We start from the raw sequence: 17,219 nt of genomic DNA on the forward strand, positions 1-17,219 counted from the left end.
AAGTAATCTTAAAGATTTTGGGTAGTTGATAGTTTTTTTAAAGTAGTTTTATTTTTTTGATGCTAGATTGGACAAGACTGGAACGTTTTTATCTTTACTTGTCCAAGATACACTAGTTTGTGCCGAGTTGGATGAAAACCAATCTTCACTCGGCGGTTTTTACGATATAGTGGACGAGTTTAGTGTTTTGTAATGTTGACTTGGCTGATAATGGGTTTTGTTAGATCGAATTACTTTCGTGGATGCATTCTTTAATCGTTTTTAGCAATAAATGTGAGTTAAAGAAAATAACCCTCACAAGTTCAACGGTTCATGTTATCAAAAAGCAGCGAATCAAGCGAGTTTTGAAAAAAATAGTTGCTAAGACTACACCAATATTAACTTCTGAAGAAGTAGAACAATACGCTCAAGTACTTAAACCCTACACACATGCAGATGAAAAAACAAAAAAATTGCATATTGAAACGATTAAAGTAAAATTAAGTCGTTAAGGATTTTAACTATGAGAAAGACTTCAATAAATTGAAGTCTTTTTTGGTACATGGCAGTTAGAACAAGCGAATACCGACTAGTTGAGCTTGTTTTCTAGTTCACTTGTCTAAACTAAAGCAAAAACTTCCCAGTCGATGATTTTATTTCATCGACTGGGAAGTTTTTAGTTTGAAACAGACCAGTTACCTATTTTTCATAACAAACTTGGCCATAATTAGTTTTTTAGGCAATCTTTTTGTACAAAAAAACAGGTGTCAGTGAGCCTTTATCACTGACACCTTTAAAGCTCTGAGAGATAGTCCTAAGTAGAAGAGACCGCTAGATTCGATTGACCCCAGACTTTATTGCCGCTGCTTTTACAGCTTCAGTAACAGCTGGACAGACTCTTGGGTCTAAGGCATCAGGAATCACGTAGTCAGCCTTCAATTCATCCGTAGAGACAAGAGCAGCAATCGCATTAGAAGCAGCGACTTTCATGGCTTCATTGATATCAGAAGCTCGGACATTCAATGCTCCTTTGAATACACCAGGAAATGCCAAGACGTTATTAACTTGATTAGGGAAATCACTGCGCCCAGTTCCAATAACACCTACACCAGCTTCTATAGCTAAATCTGGCATAATCTCTGGTACAGGATTAGCCATCGCAAAGACAACTGGATCGGGATTCATCATCTGAATCATTTCACTTGTTAGGATGTTAGCTGCAGAAACGCCAACAAAAATATCAGCATCCGTTAAAGCTGCAGTCAGGTCACCGTGTTGATTGGTTAAGTTGGTTACCGTCGTCATGTGTTGTTGTTCAGTATTCAAATTAGGTGTATTGCTAGTTAAGATGCCACTTTTGTCGGTCAAGATTAAATTTTTCACTCCGAAGTTTAACAAGTGTTTTGCGACAGCAATACCAGCAGAACCGGCACCATTAACAACGACTTTGCTCGTTTCAAAAGTTTTGTTTAGCAGTTTTAAAGCGTTAATCAATCCTGCTACCACAACAATGGCTGTCCCATGTTGATCATCGTGAAAAACAGGAATATCTAGTGAAGCTTTCAATCGGCGTTCAACTTCAAAACATTCTGGCGCAGCAATGTCTTCTAGATTGATGCCGCCAAAACTGCCACTGATCTGTTCAATAGTCTGAACAATCGTATCGCAATCCTTGGCTTTAATCAAAATTGGAAAAGCATCCACATCGGCGAATTCTTTAAACAAAATGCACTTGCCTTCCATCACTGGCATCGCAGCTGCTGGACCGATGCCTCCTAAACCAAGGACTGCCGTTCCGTTGGTAATAACGGCTACTAGATTATTTTTACGCGTCAAATCGTAAGCTTTATCAGGTTCTTTTTCAATAGCTAAGCAAGCTTCAGCCACTCCAGGAGTATAAGCCAAAGCTAAATCTTCACGAGTGTTGATCGGAACGCGACTGATCACTTCAATTTTCCCGTTCCATTCGTAGTGTTTGTCTAGTGCTTCTTTTTTATTGTCCATTATAAATCCCCTTTACTCTTCAAATGAGAAGCGGTAATCTGTTAAGCCGGCATCATCACGAATCGCAATCAGTTCTTTTTGAACCGGTTTATTAACTGGTAAACCCGTTTTTTTGCGTTCTTGCCAAATTAAATACTCTTTTTCGCCAGCGGTATAAATGCGTTCTGCACCAGGAGCTTTTTCAGCGGCTCTTAGTTCACGCATAATGTCACCAGTTGTTTTCTTAAAGCTTTCTAGTCCCATAAAGGCTTCTGTATCAATTGCAATGAAGAAGTGTCCTAAATGGAATTTTGTTTTCTCGCCTTGTTCTCCGATACCGGATAACATACTCAAAAAATTTCCTTGTTGCAATGCAGAAGAAAGGACTTCAACGATGGTAGCATAACCATAGCCTTTATACCCTGAAAGTTCTTCGCCAATGCCACCTAATGGAGCTAAAGCAGCTTGACCCGATTGCAGCGCTTTTAAAATTTCTGGTGAATCAGTCATAGCTGAACCGTCATTGGCAACAACTGTTCCAGCAGGTGTATCTTTGCCTTCACGTTCAAACAGTTCGATTCGTCCTCGTTGGATAATGGAAGTAGCGCAGTCTAGTGAAAATGGGAAAGCTTCATCTGTTGGGAAACTAACCGTTAATGGATTTGTGCCTAATTTATTTTGGACACTAAATGTCGGAGCAATAGAAGGGCGCGCATTTGTTCCGGTCATGCCAATGCACCCAGCTTCAGCAGCCATATCAGTATAATAGCCAGCAATTCCATAATGGGTAGAATTACGCACCGCAACCATGCCCATTCCGAATTCTTTAGCTTTATTAATCGCCATTTGCATAGAGCGATGCGCGATAACTTGACCCATTCCATCATGTCCGTCAATAACCGCTGTCGTAGCTGTTTCTCGTACAACTTCAAATTCGGTTACCGGGCTTTGAATACCTGCTTTAATTCGGTCGATGTAAATGGGTTTGAAGCGATTAACCCCATGGCTCTCGATGCCTTTTTTATCGGATTGCAATAAAACATCCGTACAAATTTTAGCATCTGCTTCAGGTACCCCATAAGCCATAAAGGCTTTCTCTACAAACTCAGTCAAAAAATCCCATTCTATAAAACTACTCATCGTAACTTCCTCCTCAAAAATGATTTTTGTGAAAAAGCAAACAATTCAAAGTAAGCGCTTACTCCGTCGCATATAGTTTAGCACATAACAGTTGTCAACTCAATTTAAGTTAGAAGAAGAAAGTCATGATTATGTCTTGAATTTGAGCAGACTAGACAATTTTTAGGAAAATAGAGCCAAACTTGTCTTTCTTTTAGTAAATACTGCCAACATTAGCCAATGTTTAACCTCACTGGTCATATTGCTAATGGAACTAGCCAAGTTGAAGAAAAAACCTTAGCAACTCATCCATTTCTTACACAACTGCGACCAGTTCACTGCTTTTCTTTACTAACTGGGTCGTTGAACAAATTAGGTCTAAAAAACATTTATTTAGGAATAGTGTCTAGCTATAAAAATAATACTTGAAATTATGTGTTTGAGCTGTAATAGTTAAGTGAGTCAATAGATGATAGTCGCTGGACTAATTACTTTCGCTTTTTATAATAAGCTCATTAGAATGGAGAACAACGGTGTACAGAAAGGCACGGAAATTACCTCAACCGACTATAAAAAATAGTGAAGATGAACAGGTATGATTGCTTGTTATTGATTGGACATAAGAGAGAGCACTTAGACAAAATGATAAGAGACTTCTGCTACTAACTAACCTTACCTAGCTAGAGCAAATAAAATACAATAAAAGGAGTAAAAATAATGAAGAGAATTGTAAAATACGCTAATGCTTTGGCTCGCTTATATGGAGTCGTACAGTTTGAAAAAGTTGTTGAGATTTATAATAGTCAAAATAAAACAAAATGGACGTTGGAAAAAGCAAAAATAGCAATCCAAGCCGATAAAGAAGCATTAGAAAAGGATTTTATTTATCTGCATAGAGATTGGATTGTCCATGAGACTGTTTTAGAAGAAGATACTTTTGATGAATTAGTCGTAAACCAACAGTCGAAACCTTTTTATATTCCTGAACAGGATGAATTATTAAAGCGCACTAATGAGTTTTACGAGGAGGAGACTAAAGAGTATCTGAATTTAAAAGAATACATAACGACTAAAGTTGTCGAGGGTGATTCTTTTATAGCTGAAATGATAAGTGATGATATCCGTGGACATTGTCTATACGGCTTTTCACTGGATTATGCGTTAAGAGAATTCAACTTTAGAGAGGTAAGATTTAAGAGTAAAGAGCAAATGGATAAAGTTGCCCAGTTGATTATAGAATTGGCAAACCATACTCGAATAAGAGAAAATAATGGTTTTACACCGGCTGAATTACATGAGCAAATGATAAAATCAGAATCATCACTATCTGATAAACCTGTTATTAAAAAAGTAGGACGCAATGATCCCTGTCCATGTGGGAGCGGTAAAAAATATAAGAAATGTTGTCTTAACAAAGTATAAAATCGTTAAAAGAACAGAAGATAGATTAAATAGAATACCAGATGAGACTTATAAAAAATCGCATATGTAAAAAGATAGTCAAAGATGTTTTAGAATATGATTACCTATTTGATGCTGAAACGGACGAGTTTAAAGTGTTTTTGGCTTCACTTGTCTAAGATAGACTAGAATGTGCCGAATTGGAAAGGATTTGGCCTTCATTCGGCAGTTTTCTTACTGGATTGGACAAGTTGAGTGTTTTATAGTGTTGACTTGGCTGTAAACAGAATTTGTTAGAGCGAATTACTTTAGATAATAAAGTAATTAGGAAACTTTGAGCAGTTGAAGGTCCTTTTGTGTATTATTACTTGTTTGATGCTGGAACGAACGAGTTTGGAGTGTTTTTGGCTTCACTTGTCTAAAATAGGCTAGATTGTTCCGAGTTCGATTAAAACTGACCTTCACTCGGCAGTTTTTATATTGGAGTGGACAAGTTTAGTATTTTATAATGTTGACTTGGCTGTAAATAGATTTTTTAGAGCAAATTACTTTAAATAATAAAGTAATTAGGAAAAATTTTGAGTAGTCAAAGGTTTTTTAGGATATTATTGTTTGTTTGATGCTGGAACGGACGAGTTTGGAGTATTTTTGCCTTCACTTGTCTAAGATAGGCTGGTTTGCGCCGAGTTGGAGAGGAGCCGACCTTCACTCGGCAGTTTTTGTTTATGAGTGGACAAGTTTAGTATTTTATAATGTTGACTTGGCTGTAAATAGATTTTTTATATTTTTTAAAGATATGTTTTAGGGAGCAGTTGAGAGTATGGTGTAGCAGCGTTTCTAGGGGGTGACCAACAACCAAAAGTCTGAGTACAAACAACCAAAAGTCTGAGTACAAACAACCAAACATTATTGTTGTTGTTGATTGTGCTGCTTTTATTGTATAGTATTAGATATGGAAGTGCTTTATTTGGCTAAAATTAAAGTTAGATACAGAAATGATTTAAACCTTATCCCTATGAGGAATTTTGAAGCTAAAGAAATGGATTTGTTTTTCTCTATTTGTGCAAAGATGAAAGATCAAGGAACAGCAAAAGTCCGGTTTGATTTTGAGCAATTAAGAGAATTAAGCGCTTATAAACCTACTTCTTTAGATAGATTTTCTGATAGTCTAGAGAGTGTATATGACAAGATGATGCATTTAAGTTATCGGACAGAAACAGAGGACGAAATTGAAAGATTTGCTTTATTTACAGGTTTTAAAATTAGCAAAAAAGAACAATACGTTGAAATTTCAGTTAATCCTGATTTAGAACATTTAATTAATCGTTTAACTAAAGAATTTACAAAATTTGAATTAGAAGAGTTTACCGAAATTCGTTCAAGCTATGCAAAAACCATGTACAGACTTCTTAAACAATTCAAATCAACAGGTTTTTATAAAGTTAAAATAGAAGAATTTAGAACGATACTTGATATCCCCGAAAGTTACAAGATGGGCAACATTGATCAAAGAGTTCTTAAGCCAATAAAAGATGAATTAGCTCCTTATTTTGATGATTTAAAAATTATCAAACATAAAGCAAGAAAAGAAAATAAAATAGCTGTAATTGAATTTCGTTTCAAAGAAAAGAAATCTAATAAAAATTTTGTACCTTTACACAATTGGTTAGAAGAATCGAATTAAGTAAAATTATAGGAGATTATTTATTATGGCAACTATTTCAGTAAAAAAATTATCTGAAGAGCTTGGTATATCCAAACAAGCCGTTCATAAAAGAATCGAACAATTACCTGACCGCTTTCAACCTAAAAAGGTTGACGGGGTTTACGAGTTGACGGCTGAAACTGCTGATGCGATAAGGAAAAATAAAAAGGCGTCAACCAGCGTCAATCAAATCAAGGTTGACGCAGTTGACGAGGTTGACGCACTAAAAATGCAGATAAATGAATTAAAAGAAGAGAAGAAAAGACTCTACGGGCAACTTGATCAATTTCAACTTTTACTCGACCAGCAACAACAATTAACCCTACAATCGAACCAACAAATACAACAATTACAACTTTCTATTACAACTCAATCAGAAGAGAATACGAGCAAAAAAGACAATATTGTTTCTAGCTCTGCAATGGAAGAACAGACTGAAAAAGAGCCACCACAAGGAAAAAAAAGGTTCTTTAGTCGTTTATTTAACCGATAATAATAGTCGATTAGGTCACATTTCGAAACGTAATCGTGTATTGAAGACAGACATAAAAAAAGAACCCTTTGGGTAAAGGGTTCGGGATACACGATTTTATCTAATTTAGTGTATTTATATATATAATTTCACTAGTGTTGCATGAAACATTATGTGTTTCACAAATTTGTTTATATTATTCCAATATGCAAAAAAGTCCTTTATACTGAACTCAGATGACTCATCCAAGACCAATAAAAAGGACCTAACACATGGATAAGTATAAAACAAATTCTGCTTTTAATAAATGGTTTTCTTCCATTAAGCTAAATCTTTTACCAAGCTCTATTCAAAAAAAGATTGTTGACTTTGATAAATACCATAAGAAACTTAGTTTCTTCCAAGCTCTTCAACTTTTTCTTCATGGAATCAATGACGAAAAAGAAAGTCTTAGAGAGATGGATGCGGCTTTTGTTTCGAAAGAACTTCAAAAAGAAATGGGTATGACTAGTATCAGTTATTCTCAGCTCTCTAGAACTCTCTCAAAAATAGATTCAGAGATTCTTTTAGCCATTTTTAGTCAGCTAGTTAGTCAGGCTAAAAATAAAAGGCCCGTAACGAAACGAAATAGTCTCTACCTAATTGATTCTTCGACGTTTTCACTTAACCAAAACCTTTATCAATGGGCTGATTTTCGTAAAACAAAATCAGGAGTTAAGCTTCACTTAAAACTTTGCTTTATGGATAATGAACATCTTTACCCAGATGAATTCACACTGACTAACGCCGTCGAGCACGATACAAATCAGTTAGAAGTATTGGTTAATCAACCTGAAGCGACTTATGTGTTTGATCGCGGTTACCTTGATTTTGAACGATTAGATACGATGCACTCGCAGGGCTACTTCTTTGTGACAAGAATCAAAAAGAATACAAAAGTTCATGTTTTAGAACCATTAGTAGCTTCCAAGAGTGAGTCCGTTATCAGCGACCAAATGGTCGCATTAGGTGCTCAGAACCATCTAACGTCCAGATTTCGTTTAGTAACCGTTCAAGACAAAAAGGGGAAAACTCTCCAGTTTATTACCAATCGTTTTGACTGCTCCTCTACTGACATTGCAGAAATGTACAAAGCACGTTGGCAAATAGAGCTGTTCTTCAAGCATATTAAACAACATATGACGATTAAAAAGTTTTTTTCGAGAAGTGAAAAAGGGGTTGTCAATCAGCTGATTTTAGCCATGATTGCCAGTTTATTAACCTATTTGATTAAGTTAAAAACAAAAAGTAAACAGTCTGTTTTCCAAATCAAACGATTTTTTCGTTATCTGTTATTTCAACCGGCAGAAGAATGGTTTAATCTTTTGATACCGACTTAGACCCTTAAAGAAAGGGTGTCCGTTGGTAATGGAATCAGTTGAATAAGCAAAATTTTCTGGAAATAGTCATCTTTTGCGTAAGCACTCCCTTTTTTTGCCTTTTTTCAGAAAAACAAGAAATGAGGTCAAATTAAGCTATGTTTATGCAACACTAGTGATATAATTTATAATTTCAAGCTTATTTTTCATTTTTTTGTTTGTTTTTTGTTACAGCTATAATAATCATAAGAAAACAAAAAATTGTTAACCCCACACCCACTAAAAAAACCTCCTTATTTTATGTGACTGCTCAATTATAAGCTAAATACAATATTATAGGAGTACATATAAGTAAAATAAGAAGTACTACTAAAGCTATTAATATTTTATTTTTTTTTTTCATATTAGCACCTTTCTTTTCCGTCATTTTATGGAAATAACTTTCTATTTTCTTTATATGGCATATAAATCATTTGCACTTTACATAATTTCATGTTGAGGTCACTTTATAAATTAATTTTACTTATTACTGTTTACTGTCTCCCAGAAGATGACATCTTCCAATTTCTAATTCTAAAAACAACTCCATGGTTAACTTCTGATCCAAGAATACCACTTAATGTAGCTACCATAGTTGAAGCTACTGCCAAACCAACACCAGGAACCATGGCAGCAATTGCTGTTGCTAATCCAGCACCTAAAACTGTTCCTGCTCCATAGTAAACTTTTAAAAATCCTTTACTTAAATAAATATCCCAAGAACCTTTACCTTTTTTTACAACTTTTGTTACTCCTGCAGACATTAAAGAAATACCTGGCGAAGATTGCTGCGGTTCTAAATCATAACCCATAAAATTGAAAAGTTCGAACATCTGAGAATCTGTTATGATAATTTCGATATTTGTATAAATGCAATAAAAATAAGGTTTAAAAAACCATTTGAAAGTATTTAATGTAATTTGTAAAAAAGAGCTTAGTAGCAGTCATTAGATTGTTGTTATAGCTCTTTTTTTTTATGATTATAACTATAAATCTATGATTTTCCCACTTTAAAAAACGAACATTTGTTCGTATAATGAACACAAATAGATAAAGTTGGTGGTTTAATTGGATAATAAAACTAATGAAAATAATACTATAATTAATCCAATTACTTCTGGTTATGTAGATAGAGGGATGGCAAAGTGGCAAGGATTAATTTTGTCAGAACATAATGAAGTCGTAAACGAAGAAAAGAAAATGAGTAAGAAAATAAATATAGAAAAACCTAAACAATCCTTAGAAGAAATTTCAAAAATAATTGACTATTCATATAGACAAAAAGCAGTTGTAACAATTCAATTAGATTATTTAATAAATGGAAAATATGATGATGATATTTTAGGTGTAGTTTACGGATATTATGAAAACAATATTTATATTCAATCTATTAATGCCGGTATTATATTTTGTGAACTAGACTTAATTCGTAATGTTGGAAAAGTGGATTTATCCATGTCTAACGTAGAATACGAGGGGCGTGTTATTTAGAAAAACTAAAAAATAACGAAAAACCAAAAGACTCTTACGAATGTTGGGATTGGAAAGACACGCTTGAAGCTAACAAAGAAAAGGGGCTTATCCCAGAAAATCGCTTAACAAAGTGGCTTCAACAGTTAGCCGTATGGTTTAAACAATTGTTAACACGAGAAAAACAATTCGAGCAACGAAGAAATCGAGGATTGTCTCGATAACTGCATTTAAAAATTACGAGTAACATTAAATTGGATTTCACTATGTAAGAAGAACATCCACTTACATGAACTGTCATGATTAACAATGTTTTTTTCGACATTCTGAATTGCAAAAAAGTTTTTCTATGTGAATGAATTTTTTATTGTTAAGAAATAAATTTTATGCTATTGTTCAATTAAACTACATAATAAAGTGGTTTCACAGTGAAAAAGTTTAGAAAAATAATAATAGCATCTGTAACAATAATTTTATTATCAGTAATAGTTCCAGCTATTTTGCCACCTAGAAGTACTGGATTATCAATTTTACAAGGAAATATTGCGTATGCAGATAATGATAGCGATGTAATTGAATTAACTGAACATGAGAAAGAAATAATTAATGAGTATGATGATAACGAAATTATTGACGTGAATAATATGACCGTGGAGCAAAAAGAAGTATTTGAAAATATGATAATTCAAGCAGTTGCAGAAATGGATCTCCCTACTAGTGAAGATGAAGAATCTACAACCAATGAAATCATGGATTTTTTTAATTCAGATACAGAATCTTATGGTGATTTAGAAGAAACCACTGAAAATATCATTGAAGAAATTGATAGCAATCATGAAACTGTTTTTGATCGTTTTTATGATGGTATTTCTGGTGAAGAGGTTATTGCTGCTAGAAAAATTGTATCTGTTAAAGTATTAGGAACAATTTTAAATGTTGCCATTTCATTTGTTACAGGTGGGGCAATTAGTTGGTTTATAAGAAAATATGGTTGGTCTGTACTCGTTTCTCAAATCGGAAGTAGAGTTAGTGCCTCATTCCAGATAAAACGATATCAAGTATTAGCAAAAGGACTTTCTAAATCAGCAGTAGCAATCGCTAATCCAGGATTAACAATTGCTAAATTAATTGACAAGAATGATAAAAATAGAAATAATGGATGGATAGACTTTTAAAAGGAGCTTTTAAATGGAATTCATTTTAATTTTTTTTGAAGAAATATTATCAGCTGTTTTAAAGATTAACAATAGAATAATTAAAAATTTTATTTTAATTATTTTATTGTTAATAATGTCCGTATTTGTTTTTTTTATGCTGTATATACTTATTGGGGCTATATTTTCGACAGTAAGTTTGATTATAAAGATAATCCTATTTGCTATATTTATTCCCTGCATGTATGTAATATATATAATTATTTTAAATGGCTATAGCGAATGGAAAAATTAATACCTCTGATGTTTCAATTGCATAGTATACTAAAATCCCAACCACATAAATGGTTGGGATTTTTTCTTGGTTGAGACTATGAAAGAGTAGGGGATAGGAAGTTGCCTCTGTTTCGGAAGGTTACGACGAAAACAATTAAAAAATAGCCGATATACTGGGGGAAACGACAGTATCAAGATAAATAAAATAAATAGGTGCAATTGAGGTGGCTAAAGATGGACAAACCTTACTTTATGATTATACTTTTGTAGCCTTTGTTATTGGAGATATGGTTCGGTAACTGTATTTTAAAATTACCAGTAATATTAAACATAACAACCTTCCCCATTATCCAAAAATAGATTTCACTAAGTAAGAAGAACGCCCAACCTTATAAAATCACGGTTGGGAGAGTAGTCACTTTGTATAACGGATATTATGAAAATAATATTTATATTCAATCTATAAATGCAGGTGTAATTTTTTGTGAATTAGACTTAATTTGTAATGTAAAAAAAATTAATTTTGAGAAATGGTTTAGCGTATAAAATATTCTAAAGAGGGTGTATGAAAGATGATAAAAATGGACTACTCACACCAACCAAAAAGAGATATTCTTTGTATTGACGTTAATTCTTTTTTTGCTTCAGTAGAATCAGTAAAAAGAGGAATACACCCTTTAGAATCGTATATCGTAGTAATGAGCAATCAAGAATTAGAAGGCGGATTGGTTTTAGCAAGTGCTCCTAGAGTAAAAAAAGAATCTTGATTTAATAAGATTCTAAATACACTAATTTAAGCATTTTCATGTATTCATATCGTTTTGACGTACTTGAATAAGTACGTTATAATAAAAGAAACTAAAAGGAGGAATAGTTTATGTCGATCGTAAACCCTAGTCAAGCTAGAAAAGTCTTTTACCAATTATTGAAAGACGTTAATAAAACTAATGAACCCGTTTATATCTCAGGAAAAAATGAAGAAAGTGAAGCGGTTATGGTCAGTAAAAAAGACTGGGATGCTATTCAAGAAACCTTGTACCTTCATTCTTATGGAGTAGCTGATGTGATTCACCAGCGTGAACAAGAAAATGAATTTGTTGCATTGGAGGATATCGATTGGGATACTCTGTAAAATTAGCAAAATCAACTATGAAAGACCTTAAAAATTTAAAATCTGCTCATTTAGATCAAAAATTTAAAGATTTAATGGACGTATTAAAAGAGAATCCGTTTCAAAATCCGCCGCCTTATGAGAAATTAGTTGGTAATTTAAAAGATAAATATTCACGCCGTTTAAACATTCAACACCGGTTGGTTTATTCGGTAGATAATGACGCAAAAGAAGTCATTATTTGGTCTGCTTGGACGCACTATGAAAGATAGAAACTTATTTTTTAAAGTAAGTTTCTATCTTTTTTGATTAAAATGATGAGAAAAAACCTTGTCAAAGTAAGTTCTTCGATACATTATTTTATCTCATTTCATGTATGAAAAAATACTAACTTATGTATATGTTATTATCACTAGTGTTGCATAAACATAGCTTAATTTGACCTCATTTCTTGTTTTTCTGAAAAAAGGCAAAAAAAGGGAGTGCTTACGCAAAAGATGACTATTTCCAGAAAATTTTGCTTATTCAACTGATTCCATTACCAACGGACACCCTTTCTTTAAGGATCTAAGTCGGTATCAAAAGATTAAACCATTCTTCTGCCGGTTGAAATAACAGGTAACGAAAAAATCGTTTGATTTGGAAAACAGACTGTTTACTTTTTGTTTTTAACTTAATCAAATAGGTTAATAAACTGGCAATCATGGCTAAAATCAGCTGATTGACAACCCCTTTTTCACTTCTCGAAAAAAACTTTTTAATCGTCATATGTTGTTTAATATGCTTGAAGAACAGCTCTATTTGCCAACGTGCTTTGTACATTTCTGCAATGTCAGTAGAGGAGCAGTCAAAACGATTGGTAATAAACTGGAGAGTTTTCCCCTTTTTATCTTGAACGGTTACTAAACGAAATCTGGACGTTAGATGGTTCTGAGCACCTAATGCGACCATTTGGTCGCTGATAACGGACTCACTCTTGGAAGCTACTAATGGTTCTAAAACATGAACTTTTGTATTCTTTTTGATTCTTGTCACAAAGAAGTAGCCCTGCGAGTGCATCGTATCTAATCGTTCAAAATCAAGGTAACCGCGATCAAACACATAAGTCGCTTCAGGTTGATTAACCAATACTTCTAACTGATTTGTATCGTGCTCGACGGCGTTAGTCAGTGTAAATTCATCTGGGTAAAGATGTTCATTATCCATAAAGCAGAGTTTTAAGTGAAGCTTAACTCCTGATGTTGTTTTACGAAAATCAGCCCATTGATAAAGGTTTTGGTTAAGTGAAAACGTCGAAGAATCAATTAGGTAGAGACTATTTCGTTTCGTTACGGGCCTTTTATTTTTAGCCTGACTAACCAGCTGACTAAAAATGGCTAAAAGAATCTCTGAATCTATTTTTGAGAGAGTTCTAGAGAGCTGAGAATAACTGATACTAGTCATACCCATTTCTTTTTGAAGTTCTTTCGAAACAAAAGCCGCATCCATCTCTCTAAGACTTTCTTTTTCGTCATTGATTCCATGAAGAAAAAGTTGAAGAGCTTGGAAGAAACTAAGTTTCTTATGGTATTTATCAAAGTCAACAATCTTTTTTTGAATAGGGCTTGGTAAAAGATTTAGCTTAATGGAAGAAAACCATTTATTAAAAGCAGAATTTGTTTTATACTTATCCATGTGTTAGGTCCTTTTTATTGGTCTTGGATGAGTCATCTGAGTTCAGTATAAAGGACTTTTTTGCATATTGGAATAATATAAACAAATTTGTGAAACACATAATGTTTCATGCAACACTAGTGTGTTATTATTATTAAAAAGATAGTAAAAAAGTATTTATTTGCTTTTTAGCTTTAATTTTAAGGAGTTGTTACGATGTTTTTTTCTATTCTTAGCATCATAGGAGTATTCTCCATGCCTTTATGGGGCATTATTTTTTGTTTGAACCTAATTTCCATAATCGAAAATATACGATATGATAAATTATATACGAAAAATGTTTTTTGGTTTACATTCTCATTTGTACTTATTTTAATTATTTTCACTATCCTTATTCTTTCTAAAAATTAATTTTTTGTTTTCTTTATGATTAAATGCCTTAGATCTACTAATAAAAATAAAAAAAAGAACCTTATTTTAGTAAGGTTCGCCATACATGATTCTATCTCATTTCATGTATTAAAAAACAATAAATATTTTTTGATATAGGAATCAAAGTTTGGTTTAACTGATGGGCTCTTTCGGATTGAATAAAAATTAATTATAGATACTCCATAAATGTTTTAAGCCATCAATCCTTTGGGTATTAAACGGATAGCTTATTTCGTTTCCCTTTTCTAAATAACTCCAATCACCAAAGCGTTTTAACGTTTCTCTAGCGGCACCGTAGACATCCAAGTCTTCTTCTGTAATAAACTGATTTATAAAGTAAATCTTTCCACTTTGTTCAATATCTTTAACCGTAAAAGAAAAATCAAGTGCTAAAGACTGTATTTGCTCTCTATATTCTTTGAACTCTTGTATATCGCGGGCAGAGATGCTCTTAAAATATATTCTGTATCCTTAAACGGAAGAACCTCAACGGTTCCTTATCTTTCTTCAATTATCTGTTCTTGCTTTAAAGCTTTAAGAACCATTTTCACTATATCCTTTCCCAAGCTAATCGTTCTATCCTTAGTTCCATTTCTACCCCTTATAATAAGGCTATTCTTAGACAAGTCTTTTTTCTTTAAATACCTTACTTCGTCTTTTTCACTATATTTTGATAATCTCACTCCGTTAAAATACCACTATTTTTTTTAACAAGCCTGTAAATAATTTCATGTGAAAAGTTTGGAAAAGTACTTAAGAGATTATGTGTGTGAACAAGATTTGCAAATCAAAATAGATTTTAACTGCTATGAAAGCTATATCCAAAGACATTCTTCATGATATAAATCCTTATTGAATTAAACTATTTAGCGTATAATTTATGAAATTTACGTATCAATTTTTCTTTTCTTTCCCATCCTCTTTATCGCCTATATAACCTAAAGTTATTGTTAGAATACCCCCTAAAATTCCTATCCCTATTACTATTGAAGCTATATCTAAATCCATAAAAATTAACCTCCTTTTAAATTTTCACCAAATAATCTATAAGTTCCATAATTAACTTCTTTACTTAAATATAACATATGTCGCATATCAGATTACATAAGTCAGATGTAATCTTTATAGTTAATTCATTTGTTTTACGAATACTGTCTTATCTTCAGCATATTTTTCTACGCTTCTAATTTAGTTAGACAAAGTAATGGATAGGTTACACTTTACTGGACAAAAAAGATAAGGTCTCTAACATTAGTATCAATAGAAACTAAAAAGGAGATTTTTAACATGACCAGAAGACAAAGAAGAACCTATACAGATGAATTCAAAAAACAAATTGTTTTGCTTCATAATACCGGAAAATCAAGAAAGGAGATCTTGTCGGAATATGATTTAACGCCTTCGGCCTTTGATAAATGGACTAGACAAGATGCGAACTCAGGATCATTTAAAGAAAAAAACAATAAAACTGTTGAAGAACTTGAGCTGGAAAAGTTGAGAAAAAGAAATGCCCAACTAGAAATGGAAAATGATATTTTAAAGCAAGCGGCGCTGATATTTGGACGAAAGTCCTAGTTATTAAAAATAATGCCCATCTTTATCCCATATCAGCGATGTGCCTGGTCTTAGAGCTTCCAAGAAGTACCTATTACTATTATTTAGAGAAAGACCTAGAAAGACAATAGGATCCTTGTAATCAGGCTGTTATAGACGTTTTTCATAGCAGCCGAAGAAACTATGGAACTAGAAAAATTAAAGTTGAACTTTTAAAAAGAAACATCCTATTATCAAGACGTAGAATTGGGAGAATCATGAAAGATAATGGATTAGTATCTTCTTATACAATTGCTCAGTTTAAACCACAAAAGACACCCACAAATGAAGCAAAGATCAGTAACCAGTTGAACCGCAAATTCAATCAAAATGAGCCATTACGGGTAGTCGTGAGTGACTTAACTTATGTTCGAGTTGATAATCAATGGAACTATGTTTGCTTATTTGCAGATTTGTTTAATCGAGAAATTATTGGCTATAGCGCAGGTGGCCGAAAGGATGCTGCTCTAGTTTATCAAGCACTTTCGACCATACCATGTGATTTAACAAAAATAAAGTTATTCCATACTGACCGCGGGAATGAATTTGATAATGGTTTGATTGATGATGTTCTTGATGCTTTTTCTATCCAGCGCTCTTTGAGCAATAAAGGAACCCCTTATGACAATGCGGTAGCAGAAGCGCTATTTAAAGTCTTTGAAACAGAATTTGTTAGAAAGAAAAGCTTTCCAGATTTATTGAGTTTACAATCTGGTTTAATGGACTGCGTCCATTGGTATAATACCATTCGCATACACGGTACTCTTGGCTATCTAACACCGCATGAATATAAAACTAGACACCTTATAAAAACTGTCTAATAAAGTGTTGCCAATCCAGTAATCAAAGCTCATAGCATACAAGAAACGTTATCTTGTATGCTTGGGCGTAGAATTAAGCTGATCTTCTTTAAATTAACCACACAAAATATTAAAGGATACTTATATAAAACTAGATTAGGAAACTTATGTTATAAAAGATAAGCAAAGATTTATGAAACATAAGCAAAAATTGCATATTGCTTTTATCCTTCTTAATAAATTTTAGATTAATTTAAATTTTTTAAACTAATTTATTTTTAATTTTGTGCTGAGCTGCATTATCCTTTTTTAGACCTTAGAGGTGGTTTCTTCTCCAGTTTCTCTAATAACGATTTGTATTTACATTGATATTCTTGTATTTCCTCATTATATTTCAATTGAATATTTTAATCAATTTTGGCTTAATTATGGTCCCTATTATTATAAAGAGAAATAAAAAAACAAACACACTGTATAAGCTTGTTTACTTCGCGTGTGTTTGTTGTATCTTAATTAATATCTATGCGCTCTATTTTACAGTAGGAAATTATCTAGGCTGGGGTACGACTACAGTAGAAATCGTAGATTAAACGACTACCTATATGATGTTTGATTAATCAAGATTCTAGATACATACTTTTAAGTGTGTTTTATATATATCGCGTTTACGCATG

Annotated in this window: 14 protein-coding genes and 1 pseudogene; 11 read left to right on the forward strand and 4 right to left on the reverse strand. The window is 33.0% G+C overall.

Annotated elements, in window-relative coordinates; all coding sequences use genetic code 11:
• Window positions 1-344: 344 nt before the first annotated feature.
• Window positions 345-491, forward strand: coding sequence for a hypothetical protein (locus tag B9Y54_RS12340; RefSeq protein ID WP_159446071.1), 147 nt, complete (start codon window positions 345-347; stop codon window positions 489-491).
• 319 nt (window positions 492-810) lie between these two features.
• Here B9Y54_RS12340 and B9Y54_RS07860 read toward each other — a convergent pair whose 3' ends face one another.
• The gene (locus tag B9Y54_RS07860) at window positions 811-1,983 is read right to left on the reverse strand and encodes an NAD(P)-dependent malic enzyme (protein ID WP_085559748.1); all 1,173 of its coding nucleotides are present in this window, start codon (window positions 1,981-1,983) and stop codon (window positions 811-813) included.
• 12 nt (window positions 1,984-1,995) lie between these two features.
• A complete protein-coding gene (locus tag B9Y54_RS07865) occupies window positions 1,996-3,102 on the reverse strand; it encodes an Ldh family oxidoreductase (protein ID WP_085559749.1) in 1,107 nt (368 codons plus the stop codon).
• A 696-nt stretch (window positions 3,103-3,798) separates the two neighbouring features.
• On the opposite strand from B9Y54_RS07865, the gene B9Y54_RS12830 reads away from it, so the two are divergent.
• The 4 genes from B9Y54_RS12830 to B9Y54_RS07885 all read left to right on the forward strand — a co-directional run bounded on the left by B9Y54_RS12830 (window position 3,799) and on the right by B9Y54_RS07885 (window position 8,038).
• A complete protein-coding gene (locus B9Y54_RS12830; protein WP_085559750.1) occupies window positions 3,799-4,503 on the forward strand; it encodes a YecA/YgfB family protein in 705 nt (234 codons plus the stop codon).
• Between the two features lie 946 nt (window positions 4,504-5,449).
• On the forward strand, window positions 5,450-6,166 hold the full coding sequence (locus B9Y54_RS07875) for a replication initiation protein (RefSeq protein ID WP_420836105.1): 717 nt from the start codon (window positions 5,450-5,452) through the stop codon (window positions 6,164-6,166).
• Window positions 6,167-6,191: 25 nt separating this feature from the next.
• Window positions 6,192-6,680, forward strand: coding sequence for an AsnC family protein (locus tag B9Y54_RS07880; RefSeq protein WP_085559752.1), 489 nt, complete (start codon window positions 6,192-6,194; stop codon window positions 6,678-6,680).
• A 251-nt stretch (window positions 6,681-6,931) separates the two neighbouring features.
• Complete coding sequence (locus tag B9Y54_RS07885) at window positions 6,932-8,038, forward strand: IS4 family transposase (RefSeq protein ID WP_085559753.1); 1,107 nt, start codon at window positions 6,932-6,934, stop codon at window positions 8,036-8,038.
• 512 nt (window positions 8,039-8,550) lie between these two features.
• Here B9Y54_RS07885 and B9Y54_RS07890 read toward each other — a convergent pair.
• Complete coding sequence (locus B9Y54_RS07890) at window positions 8,551-8,889, reverse strand: hypothetical protein (protein ID WP_085559754.1); 339 nt, start codon at window positions 8,887-8,889, stop codon at window positions 8,551-8,553.
• A gap of 235 nt (window positions 8,890-9,124) precedes the next feature.
• On the opposite strand from B9Y54_RS07890, the gene B9Y54_RS07895 reads away from it, so the two are divergent.
• The 5 genes from B9Y54_RS07895 to B9Y54_RS07920 all read left to right on the forward strand — a co-directional run bounded on the left by B9Y54_RS07895 (window position 9,125) and on the right by B9Y54_RS07920 (window position 12,339).
• Window positions 9,125-9,547 (forward strand): hypothetical protein, encoded by a 423-nt coding sequence (locus tag B9Y54_RS07895; RefSeq protein WP_085559755.1) that lies wholly within the window; start codon window positions 9,125-9,127, stop codon window positions 9,545-9,547.
• A 407-nt stretch (window positions 9,548-9,954) separates the two neighbouring features.
• Window positions 9,955-10,701 carry a hypothetical protein gene (locus B9Y54_RS07900; RefSeq protein WP_085559756.1) on the forward strand — a complete coding sequence of 249 codons (747 nt, stop codon included), beginning with the start codon at window positions 9,955-9,957 and terminating at the stop codon, window positions 10,699-10,701.
• 827 nt (window positions 10,702-11,528) lie between these two features.
• The gene (locus B9Y54_RS07910) at window positions 11,529-11,723 is read left to right on the forward strand and encodes a hypothetical protein (RefSeq protein ID WP_034545119.1); all 195 of its coding nucleotides are present in this window, start codon (window positions 11,529-11,531) and stop codon (window positions 11,721-11,723) included.
• Between the two features lie 110 nt (window positions 11,724-11,833).
• On the forward strand, window positions 11,834-12,088 hold the full coding sequence (locus B9Y54_RS07915; RefSeq protein ID WP_085559758.1) for a type II toxin-antitoxin system Phd/YefM family antitoxin: 255 nt from the start codon (window positions 11,834-11,836) through the stop codon (window positions 12,086-12,088).
• A complete protein-coding gene (locus B9Y54_RS07920) occupies window positions 12,073-12,339 on the forward strand; it encodes a Txe/YoeB family addiction module toxin (protein ID WP_034547593.1) in 267 nt (88 codons plus the stop codon). Before B9Y54_RS07915 ends, B9Y54_RS07920 begins: the two co-directional genes overlap by 16 nt.
• Window positions 12,340-12,634: 295 nt before the next feature.
• Here B9Y54_RS07920 and B9Y54_RS07925 read toward each other — a convergent pair whose 3' ends face one another.
• Window positions 12,635-13,741, reverse strand: a complete 1,107-nt coding sequence (locus B9Y54_RS07925; RefSeq protein WP_085559553.1) for an IS4 family transposase — start codon at window positions 13,739-13,741, stop codon at window positions 12,635-12,637.
• 1,698 nt (window positions 13,742-15,439) lie between these two features.
• Here B9Y54_RS07925 and B9Y54_RS07935 point away from each other — a divergent pair.
• Window positions 15,440-16,566 (forward strand): annotated as a pseudogene (locus tag B9Y54_RS07935) (IS3 family transposase).
• The last annotated feature ends 653 nt before the right edge of the window (window positions 16,567-17,219 follow it).

The organism is Carnobacterium iners, from assembly GCF_900177385.1.
In the GTDB taxonomy this organism is placed as follows: Bacteria; Bacillota; Bacilli; order Lactobacillales; family Carnobacteriaceae; genus Carnobacterium_A; species Carnobacterium_A iners.